Source organism: Achromobacter sp. DMS1, assembly GCF_001270295.1.
Genome location: NZ_LHSJ01000087.1, coordinates 1 through 14,482 on the forward strand (window position 1 = coordinate 1; position 14,482 = coordinate 14,482).

Sequence of the window (14,482 nt, forward strand, 5' to 3'; positions counted from 1 at the left end):
CCAGCTTGCGCGAAGCGCCGGCCACGCGCTGGCGCGCTTCCTCTTTCTGCTCGGCCGGCACGGCGTCTTCCAGGTCGAGGATGACGGCGTCCGCGCCGCGCTCGTGCGCGCGCTCGATGAATGCCGGCGCATTAGCGGGCACGAACAGCAAAGACCGCAATCCGTTCAGCCCACGCCGCCGACGCCTACCCCTCGCGGCCCATTTCGCTGGTCGTTCCCTTCCCGCCCGGCGGTCCCACCGACGCGCTGGCCCGCCGGCTGGCCGAAAAACTCAAGCAGCCGCTGGGCCAGACCGTGGTGGTGGAAAACCGCAGCGGCGCGGGCGGCAATATCGGCTCCGAATACGTAGCCGCGGCCAAGCCCGACGGCTACACCATTCTCTTCGGCACCTCCGGCCCGCTGGCCATCAACGTCAGCCTGTACAAGAACCAGAACTACGATCCGCGCACCAGCTTCGCGCCCGTGATCCGCATCGGCCACCTGCCCAACATCCTGGTGGTGCACCCCTCCGTGCCGGCCCGCAACGTGCAGGAACTCATCGCCTACGCCAAGCAGAACCCCGACAAGCTGAGCTACGCCTCCTCGGGCAACGGCGCGTCCTCGCACCTGGCGGGCATTCTGTTCAACCAGATGGCGGGCACCCAGATCATGCACATTCCCTACAAGGGCACCGGCCCCGCCCTGAACGACCTGCTGGGCGGCCAGGTGTCCATGTCGTTCACCGACATACTCACCGCCCTGCCCTATGTGAAGGCCGGCAAGCTGCGCGCGATCGGCCTGGCCGGCGCGCAGCGCTCGGAAGCGCTGCCCGACCTGCCCACGATTTCGGAGCAGGGCCTCAAGGGCTACGACGTGAGCGTGTTCTTCGGCATCGTCGCGCCCAAGAACACGCCGCCCGATGTCGTGGCCAAACTCAACCAGGCGTTCGACGCCGCGCTGGCCGATCCCGCCATCCGCGAGACCCTGCACAGCCAGGGCATCGTCGAAGCCGAAGACCACACGCCCCAAGGCCTGGCGCGCTTCATCGAGGCCGAGGTTCCCAAGTGGCGCGAAGTGATTCAGAGCGCCCACGTATCCATCGACTGACCGGACGTCCGCCATGTCCCCCAAGCTTCCCAATGCCGGCGCGCTGGCCGGCTGCAAAGTGATCGACCTTTCCCGCGTGCTGGGCGGGCCGTACTGCACGCAGATCCTGGCCGACCACGGCGCCGACGTGCTCAAGATAGAACCGCCCGGCGGCGACGAGACGCGCGGCTGGGGCCCGCCCTTCCTGGGCGAGACAGCCTCTTACTTCATCGGCGTGAACCGCAACAAGGACGGCATGACGCTGGACCTGTCCCGCCCCGAAGGGCAGGAAACGCTGCGCCGGCTGCTGGCCGGGGCCGACGTGCTGGTCGAGAACTTCAAGCCGGGCACGCTGGAGAAGTGGGGCCTGGGCTACGACACGCTGAGCCAGGCGTTTCCCCGCCTCGTCCATTGCCGCGTGAGCGGCTTCGGCGCCGACGGCCCGCTCGGCGGCCTGCCCGGCTACGATGCGTGCGCGCAGGCCATGTGCGGCCTGATGAGCGTGAACGGCGAGGCCGGCGGCGAAGCCACGCGCGTGGGGCTGCCCGTGGTGGACATGGTCACCGGGCTGAACGCCGCCGTGGCCGTACTGCTGGCGCTCAACGAGCGCCACCGCAGCGGGCTGGGCCAGTTCCTGGACATCACGCTCTACGACTGCGCGCTGTCGCTATTGCATCCGCACGCCGCCAACTACTTCTACAGCGGCAAGACGCCGGCGCGCACCGGCAACGCGCATCCCAACATCGCGCCTTACGAAACCCTGCCCACCGCCTCCGGCCCGATCTTCCTGGCCGTCGGCAACAACCGCCAGTTCGCGCTGCTGGCGCAGGCGCTGGAGGCGCCGGCGCTGGCGGCCGATCCGCGCTTCGCCTTCAACGCCGACCGGCTGCGCAACCGCGATGCGCTGCGCGCGGAGCTGTCCGCGCTGCTTGCGCGGCACGAGGCCGCCGCGCTGGCCGACAGGCTGCTGCGCCACGGCGTGCCGGCCGCCGCCGTGCAGACGGTGGACCAGGCGCTCGCCCACCCGCATACGCGCCATCGCGGCATGGTGCTCGAGCAAGGCGAATACCGCGGCGTGGGCTCGCCCATCAAGCTCTCGCGCACGCCGGCCACGCTGCGCAAGCTGCCGCCCGAGCTCGCCCCGCCCGCCGAAACCTGAACGCGCGTTCCGCGACGCCGCCCTGCCGCCCGGCAACCGCCGGGCTTAATGAGATGGTCAGCCCGATCCCCACGAAGCGGTACGCTGAGTGGGGATTGTTCTTTCTGGGAGACCTCTCATGAACACCGTCACGCTGATTGGTATCGATCTGGGCAAGCATAGCTTCCATCTGCACGGGCAGGATGAGGGTCACCAGGCCAAGCTGATCTCGCCCCAGTTTGTGCGCCCCTTTGTGCAGGGCAACAAGAACGACTTCGCCGATGCGCAGGCGATCTGCGAAGCCGCCTCGCGTCCAAGCATGCGGTTCGTGAGCGTTCGCAACGAGGCCCAGCAGACCGTCTCGGCGCTGCACCGTGTACGGGAGTCGCTGGTACGCGAGCGCACGGGCGTGATCAACCAGCTTCACGCCTTTTTGCTGGAGTTCGGCATCAGCCGACCCCGTGGCCAGGCAATCATCCGGCGCCTGCCGGCGGTGCTGGCCGAGCATGAGCTGCCGCCCCGGTTGGTGGCACTGCTTGAACGGCTGCAAACCCATTTCAAGTATCTGGACGAGCAAATCGCCCAGATCGAGCGCGAGTTGTGCCAGCAACTGCGCGAGGATGAACGCAGCCAGCGGCTGCTGGAGATCCCCGGCATCGGGCCGATCACGGCGAGCGTGCTGATGACAGAACTAGGCGATGCGCAGCAATTCGGTTCGGCACGCCAGTTCGCCGCCTCGGTAGGCCTGGTGCCACGGCAGTACAGCACGGGCGGCAAGCCCACGCTGCTGGGCATTAGCAAACGCGGCGACAAAAACCTCAGGCGGCTGCTGGTGCAGGGTGCACGAGCGATCATGCAACGCGTCGAGCAGCGCACGGACCGGCTGGGCATCTGGGTGCGCGAGCTGCTGGCAAGGCGCCACTCGAACCTGGTGGCCTGTGCGCTGGCCAATAAATTGGCGAGGATAGCCTGGGCCATCCTCGCCAACGGAACGAACTACCGAAGTCAGCAGGCTGTAGCAGCAGCCTGAGCTTCATCACCGTTTTACGCTGTCACTTCCTGGTTTTGCGACGCGAGTACGTGAAGACATAAACGGCTCAACGGCCTGGCAAAAAACCTGGCAAAGAATCCAGCACCTAGATGCTGAGGGCTTTTTTGAGGTTTGCCGGGCGCGACTCTCATCATGGAGCGGGGGACCTGTCCCCAACCGACTCCGAATAGATTTGAGCAAGCCCAATTTACGCCAACACGAACTTGCTTGCAAAAATCGGGCTGACCATAGATTCTTTGGGCCGGCGCTACACTGCCTGCACAACAAGACCCGCCGTCTTCCGGCGGCGCACAGAGGGTGGAGACCATGAAGACACACATGCTGCGCAGCCGCGCGGCGCTGGGCCTGTGCCTGGCGCTGGCCGCATTTTCCGCGTCCGCCAACGACGCCGACGGCGTCAAGATCGGCGTGCTGACCGACATGGCGGGCGTCACGGCCGACGCCACGGGCAAGGGCTCGGTGGAGGCCGCCCGGCTCGCCATCGAGGAAATGGGCGGCTCGGCGCTGGGCAAGCCCATCACCCTGATCTCGGGCGACCACCAGCACCGCCCCGACATCGGCAGCGGCATGGCGCGCAAATGGTACGACGCCGACGGGGTGGACGTGATCGTGGACGTGCCCAACTCCGCGGTCGCACTGGCCGTGCAGGGCGTGGCCCGCGAAAAGAAGAAGCTGCTGCTGGTATCCAGCGCGGGCACCACCGCGCTCTCGCAGGCCCAGTGCTCGCCCTACGGCATCCAGTGGACGTACACCACGTATGCGCTGTCCCGCGGCACCGCGACGGCCGTGGTCAACGAGGGCGGCAAGCGCTGGTTCATCCTCGCGTCCGACTACGCCTTCGGCAAGCAGCTCGCCGCCGATACGCAGGCGGTGGTGCAGGCGCACGGCGGCGAAGTGGCGGGCACGGTGTACCACCCGCTCAATGCCTCCGATTTCGCGTCCTTCCTATTGCAGGCGCAGGCTTCCAAGGCGCAGATCATCGCCATCGCGAACGCGGGCGGCGACACGATCTCAGCCATCAAGCAGGCAGCGGAGTTCGGCATCGCGGCCGGCGGCCAGAAGCTCGCCGCCATGCTGCTCCTGCTGACCGACGTGCACAGCCTGGGCCTGGCCGTCGCCCAGCACACCTACCTGACCGTGCCGTCGTACTGGGACATGAACGACGGCACGCGCGCCTTCACCCGCAAGTTCCAGCAGCGCGTGGGGCATCCGCCCACTTTCCTGCAGGCCGGGGTGTACGGCTCGGTGCGGCACTACCTGCGCGCCGTGCAGGCCGCCGGCACCACGGACGCCGACGCGGTCATGGCGAAAATGAAGTCCCTGCCCATCAACGACCCGTTCAGCCTGCATGCGCACATCCGCGCGGACGGCCTGGTGGTGCGCGACATGCTGCTCGCCCAGGTGAAGACGCCCGCGCAGTCCACGCAGCCTTGGGATTATTACCAGGTCGTGCGCACCATTCCCGGCGACGACCTCGCCTGGCCGCTGTCGCAGAGCGAATGCCCGCTGGTCAGGCAGGGAGGCAGGCCGTGAGCGGGTCTGCCCCGACGGACGAGCCCATCGCCCTGGCCGACGTAGGCAGCTTCTATGCGGGTGGCCGGGCGGTGCGCATCGAAGGCGAGCCCGTGCGCGAGATCGCCTTCACGCGCGCCGCCTCGCTGTCCTACGACCCCAACGGCCTGTACCGCTTCGAGCAGGCCTACGTGCAATATTTCGTTCCGGCCCGCCTGGCCCAGCCGCTGCCGCTGGTGCTGCTGCACGGCGGCGGCATGACGGGCGCGATGTGGGAGCACACGCCGGACGGCCGCCCCGGCTGGCTGCGGCATTTCCTGCGCCTGGGCCATGCCGTGTACGTGGTGGACAACGTGGAGCGCGGCCGTGCCGGCTGGGCGCCGTTCACGCAGGTATGGCCGGACGCGCCCATCATGCGCACCGCCGAGGAAAGCTGGTCGCTGTTCCGCTTCGGCCGCGCCGAAGACTTCGCCAGCCGCCGCGCCTTCGACGGCCAGCGCTTTCCGGTGGCGGCGTTCGATGCCTTCCTGCCGCAGGCGGTGCCGCGCTGGCCGGGCAACAACGACGCGGCGCTGCGCGGGTTCTGCGCGGCGCTGGACCGCATCGGACCCTGCCTGGTGCTGGCGCACAGCCACGGCGGCGAAGTGGCGTTCCGCGCCCTGCACGAAAGGCCGGCGCTGGTGCGCGGCCTGATCGGCATCGAGCCCTCGGGCTTTTCCGAAGCCGTGCAGGCGGCCGCCGTAACGGACAAGCCCTTCCTGTTCGTGTACGGAGACTACCTGGACGCCACGCCGCTATGGACGCGCCTGGCCGCTTCCGGCGAAGCCTATGCCGCCGCCCTGGCGGCGCAAGGCGCGCGGGTCGAGATGTGGAAACTCGCCGACATGGGCATCGCCGGCAACTCGCACATGCTGATGATGGACGACAACAGCGAGGAGCTGGCCGCCCGGGTGGGCGGATGGATCATGCGGGCGCGGGCCGCCTGAAGCCCGCGCCGCCGGTCAGCGCTGCGCTTCGTCCAGCGCGCGGCCCAGATCCTCGATGAGGTCGTCGGGCGACTCCAGGCCGATGTGCAGCCGCACCAGCGCATTGTCGCCCTCGCCCCAGTAGCGGTGCTTGGCCAGGTCCTTGGGCGAAACGAGCTGCACCAGGCTTTCGTAGCCGCCCCAGGAAAAGCCGATGCCGAACAGGGTGAGGCCGTCGACGAAGCGGCGCGCCTGCTCCGGGCTCAGCCGCAATTCCACCGACAGCATGCCGTTGGACCCCAGGCAGTCGCGCTGCCACAGCGCGTGGCCGGGGTCCGCGGGCCAGGCCGGATGGAAGATGCGCACGGTTTCCGGCCGCGATTGCAGGAACTTGCAGACCTCGAGCGCATGACGCGCGTGCTGCGCCATGCGGATGGGCATGGTGCGCACGCCGCGCAGCGCCAGCCAGGCATCGTCGGCGCTGATGGCGTAACCCATGGCGTACTGCGTGCGGTTGAGTTTCCTGGCGATGGCCGCGTCGTTGGTGACCACCGCGCCCAGCATCAGGTCGGAATGCCCGCCCACGTATTTGGTGCCGGCAATGACGGACACCTGCGCGCCCAGCGACAGCGGCCGGTAGATGTAGCCCGAACCCCAGGTGTTGTCGGTGGCCAGCGCCAGCCCGTGGCTTTGCGCGAAAGCGGCCATGGCGCCCATGTCCAGCATCTCGAAGAGCAGCGAACCGGGCGATTCCACATAGAGCAGGCGCGTGTCGGGGCGCACCAGCGCCTCCAGGTCGTCGTCCGCGGAAAAGTAGCTGATCTCGATGTTCATGCGCTTGAGCACCGCGTCGTCGAGCTCGCGCATGGGGCCGTAGACGCAGTCGGAGATCAGCGCGTGGTCGCCGGCCGAGCACAGGGCCAGCATTACCATCGTCATGGCCGACAGGCCGGAGGGCGCCAGATAGCAGTGGGTGCCGCCCTCGAGCTGCTTGAACACGTCTTCGAGCGCGGCATGCGTGTCCATGCCCATGCGGCCGTAGGTGATGGCGCGCTCGCCGGCGGCCTTGCGGCGCTGCGCGGCCTCGAGCGAGGCCAGGTCGCGGAACCGCACGGTGCTCGCGCGCATGGAGGGCAGAGGCACGGGCGCGGCGCCGTTTTCGGGGTCGAACGGGGCCGTGCCCGCATGCTGAAGAACCGTATCGATATGCTTGTTGTGCATCGTCAGGAAGTGCTCTCGGGTGAATGTTCCGGCGCCGCGCACGCCCTGCCGCGCGGCATGCGCCGCCGCCAGGCGTCGGGAAATCGTCGGGAGACTATACCGCGCCCGGGCCCGCGCGCTCCAGGACATGTTCCCCCTGACCGGCGAACCATCTCACCGCTTCGTCCAGGCCCGCGCGGCGGGTGCGGTAGCGGTTGGCGGGATGCGCGGCGTCGGCATAGCCGAACGAAATGCCGCACACGACGCGGCGGTCCGCGCCGATGCCCAGCACCTCGCGCAGCGTTTCCGGGTACATGGCCAGCGAGGCCTGCGCCACGGTGGCCACGCCGTTGGCCTGGGCCGCCAGCATGAAGTTGGCGACGTAGCCGCCGCAGTCGATGGCGCCGTATTCGCCCAGCGCCTCGTCGCTGGTGACGATGGCCGTGTGCGGCGCGTCGAAGAGCGCGAAATTGCGCAGCTCCTGGCGCCGGTATGCCGCGCGGTCGCCGCGTGCCACGCCCACGGCGTCATAGAGCTGGAACCCGGATTCGCGCCGCCGCGCCAGGCTGGCGCCGCGGTACTCGCGCGGAAACGGGATGTCGGGCGTGAAGCCCGGCATCGCGGCGCGGCGCAGCAGCGCCTCGCGCAGCCGGCCGGTGCCCTCGCCCTCGGTGACGACGACCTGCCAGGGCTGGCAGTTGCACCACGACGCGGTGCGCTGCGCCAGCTCCAGAATGCGTTCGATGACCGCGCGCGGCACGGGCCGCGGCAGAAAGGCGCGGCAGCTGTGACGCTCGCGCAGCCAGGTTTCCAGCTGGGCGTCGGGGCGCGATTGAGAATCCTGCATGGTCCGTCTCTCCGGGTCGGCGGCGCAAGGCCGGGGAAATTTCACCGTATCATGCCATCTCGGCCCGGCATGCGCGGGCGGCGACATTCCATTCCAGGCGACATCCATGCTACCCATCGACACCCTCATCGCGTTTTTCGGCATCGCCGCGCTGCTGGCGCTCGCGCCGGGGCCGGACAATCTCTTCGTCCTGATGCAGTCGGCCGTGTGGGGCCGCAAGGCCGGCATGTTCGTGGTGCTCGGGCTGTGCACCGGGCTCTTGGGCCACACGGCCGCGGTGGCGCTGGGGCTGGCGGCCGTGTTCGCGGCCTCGCCAATGGCTTTCACGGCGCTCAAGCTGCTGGGCGCGGCCTACCTGGCCTATCTGGCCTGGCAGATCCTGCGCGCGCCGGTGCGGGCCGACGACGGCGAGCGGCCCGCGCCGCTGGCCACGGGCGCGCTGTACCGCCGCGGCATCATCATGAACCTCACCAATCCCAAGGTGCTGCTGTTTTTCTTCGCGTTCCTGCCGCAGTTCACCTCGCCCGCGCGCGGCGCCGTGGGCTGGCAGACCGTGCAGCTCGGCGCGGTGTTCATGCTGGCCACGCTGCTGGTGTTCGGCGCCATCGCGTTTTTCTCGGGCGCGTTCGGCGAACTGCTGCAGCGCTCGGTCACGGCCAAGCGCTGGCTCAACCGCGTGGCGGCCCTGGTATTCGTGGGCCTGGCGGTGCGCCTGGCCACGGCGGCGCGCTGAAGCGCCCCCCGGCTGCGCGGCCTCAGGCCGCAGCGAAACGCATGATGCCGTCGTCGCCCAGGCGGCGCGTGAGCCTGCCCTCGAAATAAAGCGCATGCAGGTGCGCCAGCGCCTCGCCCATGGCGAAGGTGAGCTGGTGCAGGTCCAGCTTGCGCTTGAACAGCACCGGCACGATGTCCGACGTGGATTGCGGCTGCGCGCGACAGGCATCCAGCACGTCCTGCAGGCGGTCGCGGTGGTGCGCCTGCTGCTGCGCGATGCGTTCGTGCAGGCCCTTGAACGGACGCCCGTGCGAAGGCAGCACCAGCGTGTCGCCGGGCAGGTCGGCATAGCGCTCGAGCGAACGAAGATAGAGAGGCAGGGGATTGGCGTCGGGTTCGTAGTCGAACACGCTGACGTTGGTGGAAATGCGCGGCAGCACCATGTCGCCGGAAATCAGCACGCCCAGGTCGGGCGAATGGAACGACGCATGTTCGGGCGCATGGCCGTAGCCCACGATGACGCGCCAGGGCCGCCCGCCGATGCGCAGCTGGTCGCCGTGCATGATGCGGGCGTAGTGCCCGGGCATGGCGGGCACCAGGTTGGGATAGTAGTTGGCGCGCTCGCGGATCTGCGCCTGCGCGGCGGGGTCCACCAGCCCGTGGCGCGCGAAATGATCCACTGCCGACTGCCCGCCCGGGCCGCCGCCGTCCGTGCGCGACGACCAGAGCGACGCCACCATGAAATCGGTCATGGTCATCCAGAGCGGCGCGTTCCAGCGCTGGCACAGCCAGTGAGCCAGGCCCACGTGGTCGGGGTGCATGTGCGTGACGATGACGCGCAGCACCGGCAGGCCGCCGAGCTCGCGCTCGAACACCTGCTCCCACAGCGTTTTCACCTCGTCGCGCGAAATGCCGCAGTCGACGATGGTCCAGCCCTGGCGGCCGTCGATCTCGTCCCTGAGCAGCCAGAGGTTGATATGATCCAGCGCGAACGGAAGCGGCATGCGGATCCATTTGACGCCCTCCGCCACCTCGAAGGCGCGGCCGGGCCCGGGCTGGGTGTCCGCGAAAGGGTACTGAAGCTGGTGCTCGTTGGGATTCATGTCTCTCTCGTTTCACGCTTGACGATCGCGTCAAGTCATCATAATTTACGTTTACGTAAACTGCCACACGCCGCATGCCCCCGTCAACCTGGACCATCTCCGAGCTCGCGCGCGAATTCGGCGTCACGCCCCGCACGATCCGCTTCTACGAAGACCAGGGCATCGTGAGCCCGTCGCGCGAGGGCCGCAACCGCATTTTCGGTCCGCGCGACCGCACACGGCTCAAGCTCGCCCTGCGCGGCAAGCGGCTGGGGCTGCAGCTGTCGGAAATCCGCACGCTCATCGACATGTACGACGGGCCCGGAGATACCGAGGTGCAGCTGCGCCAGTACCTGGCCGTGCTGGAGCAGCACCGGCTCACCCTGGAACAGCAGCGCCGCGACATCGACGATACCCTGCGCGAGATCGCCGAGCAGGAGCGGCAATGCCGCGAACTGCTGGCAAGCAAGCCCTGACGGCATGGCGGCGCTCCAGACCCTGTTTCTTTTCGTCCTGACGGCGCTGGCCGAAATCGTCGGCTGCTACCTGCCGTACCTGTGGCTGCGCAAGGGATATTCCGCCTGGGTGCTGGCGCCGGCCGCGGCCAGCCTGGCGCTCTTCGCCTGGCTGCTGACGCTGCATCCCACGGCGTCGGGCCGCGTCTACGCCGCCTATGGCGGCGTCTACATCGGCATGGCGCTGATGTGGCTGTGGGCCGTGGACGGCGTGCGGCCCCTGGTCAGCGACTGGATCGGCGTGGCCCTGTGCCTGGCCGGCATGCTGGTGATCATGTCCGGATCCCGGGCCGGCTGAGGGCCCGGCCCGCTCAGGGCGCGAGGTAGCGCTGGGCCAGCCGCACCCAGTACGTGGCGCCGGGCGCGATGAGCGCGTCGTTGAAGTCGTAGCTGGCGTTGTGCAGCATGCAGGGGCCCAGCCCGTGGCCGGCCATGCGGTGCTCGCCATCGCCGTTGCCCAGGAAGATGTAGCAGCCGGGCCTGGCCTGCAGCAGGAATGCGAAATCTTCCGACGCCATGGCGGGCTCGATCACCCGCGCGCGGCCCTCGCCGGCCACTTCGCGCGCCACGTCCAGGCAGAACGCGGTTTCGGCCTCGGTATTGACCAGCGCCGGGTAGCGGCGCTCGAAGAACACCTCGGCCTCGCAGCCGTGGGCCGCGGCGATGCTGCCGGCGATCTCGCGCATGCGGCGCTCGATCAGGCCGACCACCTCGTCGCTGTAAGCGCGCACCGAGCCGCCCATCCAGGCGCTGTCGGGAATCACGTTGATCACGCTGCCGCCGGCCTGGACCTGGGTAATCGACAGCACGGCCGCGTCCAGCGGGCGCTTGCTGCGCGTGAGAATGGTCTGCAGCGACTGGCCGATGGCGAACAGCGCGGGCACGGGGTCGTTGCAATCCTGCGGCGCGGCGGCATGGCCGCCCTTGCCGCGCACGGTGATGCGAAAGCCGTTGGCCGCCGCCATCATGGGGCCGGCGCACACGCCGAAGGAGCCGGCGGGCAGGCCCGGCCAGTTGTGCATGCCGAACACGGCCTCGCAGGGAAAACGCTCGAACAGGCCGTCCTGGATCATCGCGCGGCCGCCGGCCCCGCCTTCCTCGGCGGGCTGGAAGCACAGATACACCGTGCCGTCGAAACCGCCGTGCCGCTGCAGGTGGCGCGCCGCGGCCAGCAGCATGGCGGTGTGGCCGTCGTGGCCGCAACCGTGCATCTTGCCGTCGTGGCGCGAGCGGTGCTCGAACTGGTTCTCTTCCTGCATGGGCAGGGCGTCCATGTCGGCCCGCAGCATGATGGCGCGATCCGACGACCCGTGGCGGACGACGCCGACCACCCCGGTCTTGGCGATGCCGGTATGCGTCTCGATGCCCCAGCCGCGCAGCGCGTCGGCCACCACCTTGGCGGTGCGGTGCTCCTCGTAACAGAGTTCCGGATGGGCGTGCAGATCGCGCCTCAGCGCCACGATGTCTTCCAGGTCCGATAGTCCGGGCACGGCTTGCTCCCTTGCAGTGTTTCGTTGTCCAGCGGCCGGCAGGCATATTACCCATGCGGCGGCCCGGCGATCCCGCCCGCTGGCTAGGGAAAACCCGGATCAAATTTACGTTTACGTAAACGTAATATTTGCGGTGCATCATTGCGCGGCGCCCGCCGGACGGCGCATCATGGGCCCGCAGAGGCCATCGCAGCGCGCTTGCCTGCGGCCATACAGAGGTAAGTACCCACTATCACGGAGACAGCGATGAACCTTCCCGGCCTCAATTTCGACCTGGGCGAAGACCTGGACATGCTGCGCGAGGCGGTGCGCAATTTCGCCCTCGCCGAAATCGCCCCCCGGGCGGCCGAAGTCGACCGCAGCGACCAGTTCCCCATGGACCTCTGGCGCAAATTCGGCGAGCTGGGCGTGCTGGGCATGACGGCCAGCGAGGAATACGGCGGCACCGACATGGGCTACCTGGCGCACATGATCGTCATGGAAGAGATTTCCCGCGCCAGCGCCTCCATCGGCCTGTCCTACGGCGCGCACTCCAATCTCTGCGTGAACCAGATCCACCGCAACGGCACGCCCGCCCAGAAAGCCAGATACCTGCCCAAGCTGATCTCGGGCGAGCACGTGGGCGCGCTGGCCATGAGCGAGCCGGGCGCCGGCTCGGACGTGGTCAGCATGCGGCTGCGCGCCGAGAAGAAGGGCGACCGCTACGTGCTGAACGGCACCAAGATGTGGATCACCAACGGGCCGGATGCCGATACCCTGGTGGTCTATGCCAAGACCGATCCCGAGGCGCACCAGCGCGGCATCACGGCCTTCCTGGTGGAAAAGGGCTTCAAGGGATTCTCGGTGGCTCAGAAGCTGGACAAGCTCGGCATGCGCGGCAGCCACACCGGCGAACTGGTGTTCGAGGACTGCGAGGTGCCGGAAGAAAACGTCCTGGGCCAGGTCAACGGCGGCGTGAAGGTGCTGATGAGCGGGCTGGACTATGAGCGCGCCGTGCTGTCGGGCGGCCCGGTGGGCATCATGCAGGCCGTGATGGACGTGGTGGTGCCCTACATCCACGACCGCAAGCAGTTCGGCCAGCCCATCGGCGAATTCCAGCTCATCCAGGGCAAGGTGGCCGACCTTTACACCACGCTGCAGGCCAGCCGCGCCTTCTGCTACCAGGTGGGCAAGAAGMCCGGCAAGGGCACGCTATCCACGCAGAGCGGCGCGCTCAAGGACCAGCCCTATGGTTTCAATACCCGATTCGAAGACGTGCCAGGCACCAACCCCGAAGAACTGCTGGGCGCGGCCCATGCGGGCTGCTTCACCATGGCCCTTTCCAACATCCTGGCCGAGTCCGGCATGGTCGCGCAACGCCTGGACACCCGGGCCGAAGTCACGCTGGACAAGCAGGACGGCGGCTTCGCCATCACCGCCGTGCATCTTTCCGTGGAAGCCGTGATCCCCGGCGCGAGCGCGCAGGCCTTCGAAGACGCCGCGCGCAAGGCCGAAAAGGGCTGCCCGGTTTCCAAAGCGCTCAACGCCAGGATCACCATGGACGCCAAGCTGAAGTCTTGATGGCGCGCGGGCGGCGGCGCAGGGCGGGCCGATTGGGCCCGCCTATGGCCGCCCTGCCCAAAATCAATTTGACGCGGCCCCGGCACCTCAAGAAAATGAGAACCATTCTCAGGAGTGCCGTATGACGGGTCTGATTCTCGCGATCTCGGGCGGCCGGGCCGCCCGGCACAATGTCCAACTTTCCGCCAGCCTGCGGCGCATGGTGGGCTCGGGCATGCTTGTCGCCGTCGGCTACATCGACCCGGGCAACTGGGCCACCGACATCGCCGGCGGCAGCGGCTACGGCTACGGGCTGCTCATGGTGGTCTTCGCCTCGGCCTTCCTGGCGCTCGGCTTCCAGGTGCTGGTGTCGCGCCTGGCCCTGGCCACCGGCGAAGACCTGGCCACCCTCACCGCCCGCCATCTTTCCCCGCGCGTGGCCAAAGCCGCCTGGCTGGCCGGCGAGGCCGCCATTCTCGCCACGGCGCTGGCCGAACTGATCGGCGGCGCTATCGCGCTGCGCCTGCTCTTCGGCCTGCCCTTGCTCGCCGGCGTGGCCGTCACGGGGGTGGGAACCTTCGTGGTGCTGGCCCTGGCCCGCGGCAACGCCGACCGGCACGAGCGCGTCATCGCCGCGCTGCTGGCGGTGGTGGCCATGTCTTTCGTCTTCCTGCTCTTCGAGGCCAATCCGTCCTGGACCGCGATGGCCGGGGGCGTCGCGCAGACCGGACGGGCGCTGCGCGACCCCGAGGGCTTCATGATCGCGCTGGGCATCCTGGGCGCGACGCTCATGCCGCACAACCTCTACCTGCATTCCGGCTCGCTGGCGCAGCGCGCCCGCCAATTGCCGCCGCAGGCGCGCGGCATGGCCATGCGGGTGGCCCGCAACGACACCATGGTGTCGCTCGGCGTGGCTATGCTGATCAACTCGGCCATCATGATCGTGGCGGCGGCCTCGCTGTCGGGCGCCGGCCTGGCGGTGTCCAGCCTGGATGCGGCCCATGCGGTCATCGGTCAGACGCTGGGCTTGGGCGCGGCCCTGGTCTTCGCGGTGGCGCTGTACGCCGCCGGCCAGAGTTCGACCATCACCGGCGTGCTGGCCGGACGCATTCTTTCGCGCGGATTCCAGGTCCGGCAGGGCTGGAGCGACCGCCGCCGCGCCCTGTTCACGCGCCTGGTCGCGGGCGCGGCGGCCGTGGGGCTGCTCATTCATTCCGGCGGCCAGGATCCGGACGGCCTGCTGGTGCTGAGCCAGGTGATCCTCAGCCTGGCCCTGCCCTTCGCCCTGGTGCCGCTGGTGCTGCTGGCGCGGCGCGCCAGCCTGATGGGCCGCCATGCGCTGCGCGGCGGATGGGCCGCCGCCG

General features: G+C 68.8%; 14 protein-coding genes and 2 pseudogenes. 11 read left to right on the plus strand and 5 right to left on the minus strand.

What is annotated here, in order from left to right; genetic code table 11:
* Window positions 1-142: aldolase/citrate lyase family protein (locus AD428_RS12165; RefSeq protein ID WP_369798749.1), on the minus strand; the 142-nt coding region annotated here is incomplete at its 3' end.
* Window positions 143-159: 17 nt separating this feature from the next.
* On the opposite strand from AD428_RS12165, the gene AD428_RS12170 reads away from it, so the two are divergent.
* The 5 genes from AD428_RS12170 to AD428_RS12190 all read left to right on the plus strand — a co-directional run bounded on the left by AD428_RS12170 (window position 160) and on the right by AD428_RS12190 (window position 5,752).
* Complete coding sequence (locus AD428_RS12170) at window positions 160-1,086, plus strand: Bug family tripartite tricarboxylate transporter substrate binding protein (protein WP_053245331.1); 927 nt, start codon at window positions 160-162, stop codon at window positions 1,084-1,086.
* A 13-nt stretch (window positions 1,087-1,099) separates the two neighbouring features.
* A complete protein-coding gene (locus tag AD428_RS12175; protein ID WP_053245332.1) occupies window positions 1,100-2,224 on the plus strand; it encodes a CaiB/BaiF CoA transferase family protein in 1,125 nt (374 codons plus the stop codon).
* A gap of 118 nt (window positions 2,225-2,342) precedes the next feature.
* Complete coding sequence (locus AD428_RS12180; protein ID WP_053245333.1) at window positions 2,343-3,233, plus strand: IS110 family transposase; 891 nt, start codon at window positions 2,343-2,345, stop codon at window positions 3,231-3,233.
* A 327-nt stretch (window positions 3,234-3,560) separates the two neighbouring features.
* The gene (locus AD428_RS12185; protein ID WP_053245334.1) at window positions 3,561-4,787 is read left to right on the plus strand and encodes an ABC transporter substrate-binding protein; all 1,227 of its coding nucleotides are present in this window, start codon (window positions 3,561-3,563) and stop codon (window positions 4,785-4,787) included.
* Complete coding sequence (locus AD428_RS12190; RefSeq protein WP_053245335.1) at window positions 4,754-5,752, plus strand: hypothetical protein; 999 nt, start codon at window positions 4,754-4,756, stop codon at window positions 5,750-5,752. Before AD428_RS12185 ends, AD428_RS12190 begins: the two co-directional genes overlap by 34 nt.
* A gap of 15 nt (window positions 5,753-5,767) precedes the next feature.
* On the opposite strand, the gene metC is transcribed toward AD428_RS12190, so the two are convergent.
* On the minus strand, window positions 5,768-6,952 hold the full coding sequence (gene metC / locus AD428_RS12195; protein WP_053245336.1) for a cystathionine beta-lyase: 1,185 nt from the start codon (window positions 6,950-6,952) through the stop codon (window positions 5,768-5,770).
* A gap of 94 nt (window positions 6,953-7,046) precedes the next feature.
* Complete coding sequence (locus AD428_RS12200) at window positions 7,047-7,778, minus strand: nitroreductase (protein WP_053245337.1); 732 nt, start codon at window positions 7,776-7,778, stop codon at window positions 7,047-7,049.
* 106 nt (window positions 7,779-7,884) lie between these two features.
* On the opposite strand from AD428_RS12200, the gene AD428_RS12205 reads away from it, so the two are divergent.
* Window positions 7,885-8,511 carry a LysE family translocator gene (locus AD428_RS12205; RefSeq protein WP_053245338.1) on the plus strand — a complete coding sequence of 209 codons (627 nt, stop codon included), beginning with the start codon at window positions 7,885-7,887 and terminating at the stop codon, window positions 8,509-8,511.
* A gap of 22 nt (window positions 8,512-8,533) precedes the next feature.
* Here AD428_RS12205 and AD428_RS12210 read toward each other — a convergent pair whose 3' ends face one another.
* Window positions 8,534-9,595: an MBL fold metallo-hydrolase gene (locus AD428_RS12210; RefSeq protein ID WP_053245339.1), complete on the minus strand. Its 1,062-nt coding sequence runs from the start codon at window positions 9,593-9,595 to the stop codon at window positions 8,534-8,536.
* Between the two features lie 74 nt (window positions 9,596-9,669).
* Here AD428_RS12210 and AD428_RS12215 point away from each other — a divergent pair, with 74 nt between their 5' ends.
* A complete protein-coding gene (locus AD428_RS12215) occupies window positions 9,670-10,050 on the plus strand; it encodes a MerR family transcriptional regulator (protein ID WP_053245340.1) in 381 nt (126 codons plus the stop codon).
* 4 nt (window positions 10,051-10,054) lie between these two features.
* The gene (locus AD428_RS12220; RefSeq protein ID WP_053245341.1) at window positions 10,055-10,387 is read left to right on the plus strand and encodes a YnfA family protein; all 333 of its coding nucleotides are present in this window, start codon (window positions 10,055-10,057) and stop codon (window positions 10,385-10,387) included.
* Window positions 10,388-10,400: 13 nt separating this feature from the next.
* On the opposite strand, the gene AD428_RS12225 is transcribed toward AD428_RS12220, so the two are convergent.
* Window positions 10,401-11,579 (minus strand): M20 aminoacylase family protein, encoded by a 1,179-nt coding sequence (locus tag AD428_RS12225; protein WP_053245342.1) that lies wholly within the window; start codon window positions 11,577-11,579, stop codon window positions 10,401-10,403.
* 246 nt (window positions 11,580-11,825) lie between these two features.
* On the opposite strand from AD428_RS12225, the pseudogene AD428_RS29115 reads away from it, so the two are divergent.
* From AD428_RS29115 to AD428_RS12235, 3 genes and pseudogenes are all read left to right on the plus strand, one after another.
* Window positions 11,826-12,755: pseudogene (locus AD428_RS29115) on the plus strand (acyl-CoA dehydrogenase family protein); the annotation flags it as partial.
* Window positions 12,750-13,139, plus strand: a pseudogene (locus AD428_RS29495) (OsmC family protein); the annotation flags it as partial. The pseudogenes AD428_RS29115 and AD428_RS29495, both read left to right, overlap by 6 nt.
* A gap of 121 nt (window positions 13,140-13,260) precedes the next feature.
* Window positions 13,261-14,482: Nramp family divalent metal transporter (locus tag AD428_RS12235; RefSeq protein WP_053245343.1), on the plus strand; the 1,222-nt coding region annotated here is incomplete at its 3' end.

Bases quoted from the DNA above. Each gene is read 5' to 3' on its own strand.
- AD428_RS12175 (WP_053245332.1), top strand. From the start codon at position 1,100: ATGTCCCCCAAGCTTCCCAATGCCGGCGCGCTGGCCGGCTGCAAAGTG.
- metC (WP_053245336.1), bottom strand. From the start codon at position 6,952: ATGCACAACAAGCATATCGATACGGTTCTTCAGCATGCGGGCACGGCC.
- AD428_RS12210 (WP_053245339.1), bottom strand. From the start codon at position 9,595: ATGAATCCCAACGAGCACCAGCTTCAGTACCCTTTCGCGGACACCCAG.
- AD428_RS12180 (WP_053245333.1), top strand. From the start codon at position 2,343: ATGAACACCGTCACGCTGATTGGTATCGATCTGGGCAAGCATAGCTTC.
- AD428_RS12215 (WP_053245340.1), top strand. From the start codon at position 9,670: ATGCCCCCGTCAACCTGGACCATCTCCGAGCTCGCGCGCGAATTCGGC.
- AD428_RS12220 (WP_053245341.1), top strand. From the start codon at position 10,055: ATGGCGGCGCTCCAGACCCTGTTTCTTTTCGTCCTGACGGCGCTGGCC.
- AD428_RS12190 (WP_053245335.1), top strand. From the start codon at position 4,754: ATGCCCGCTGGTCAGGCAGGGAGGCAGGCCGTGAGCGGGTCTGCCCCG.
- AD428_RS12205 (WP_053245338.1), top strand. From the start codon at position 7,885: ATGCTACCCATCGACACCCTCATCGCGTTTTTCGGCATCGCCGCGCTG.
- AD428_RS12185 (WP_053245334.1), top strand. From the start codon at position 3,561: ATGAAGACACACATGCTGCGCAGCCGCGCGGCGCTGGGCCTGTGCCTG.
- AD428_RS12200 (WP_053245337.1), bottom strand. From the start codon at position 7,778: ATGCAGGATTCTCAATCGCGCCCCGACGCCCAGCTGGAAACCTGGCTG.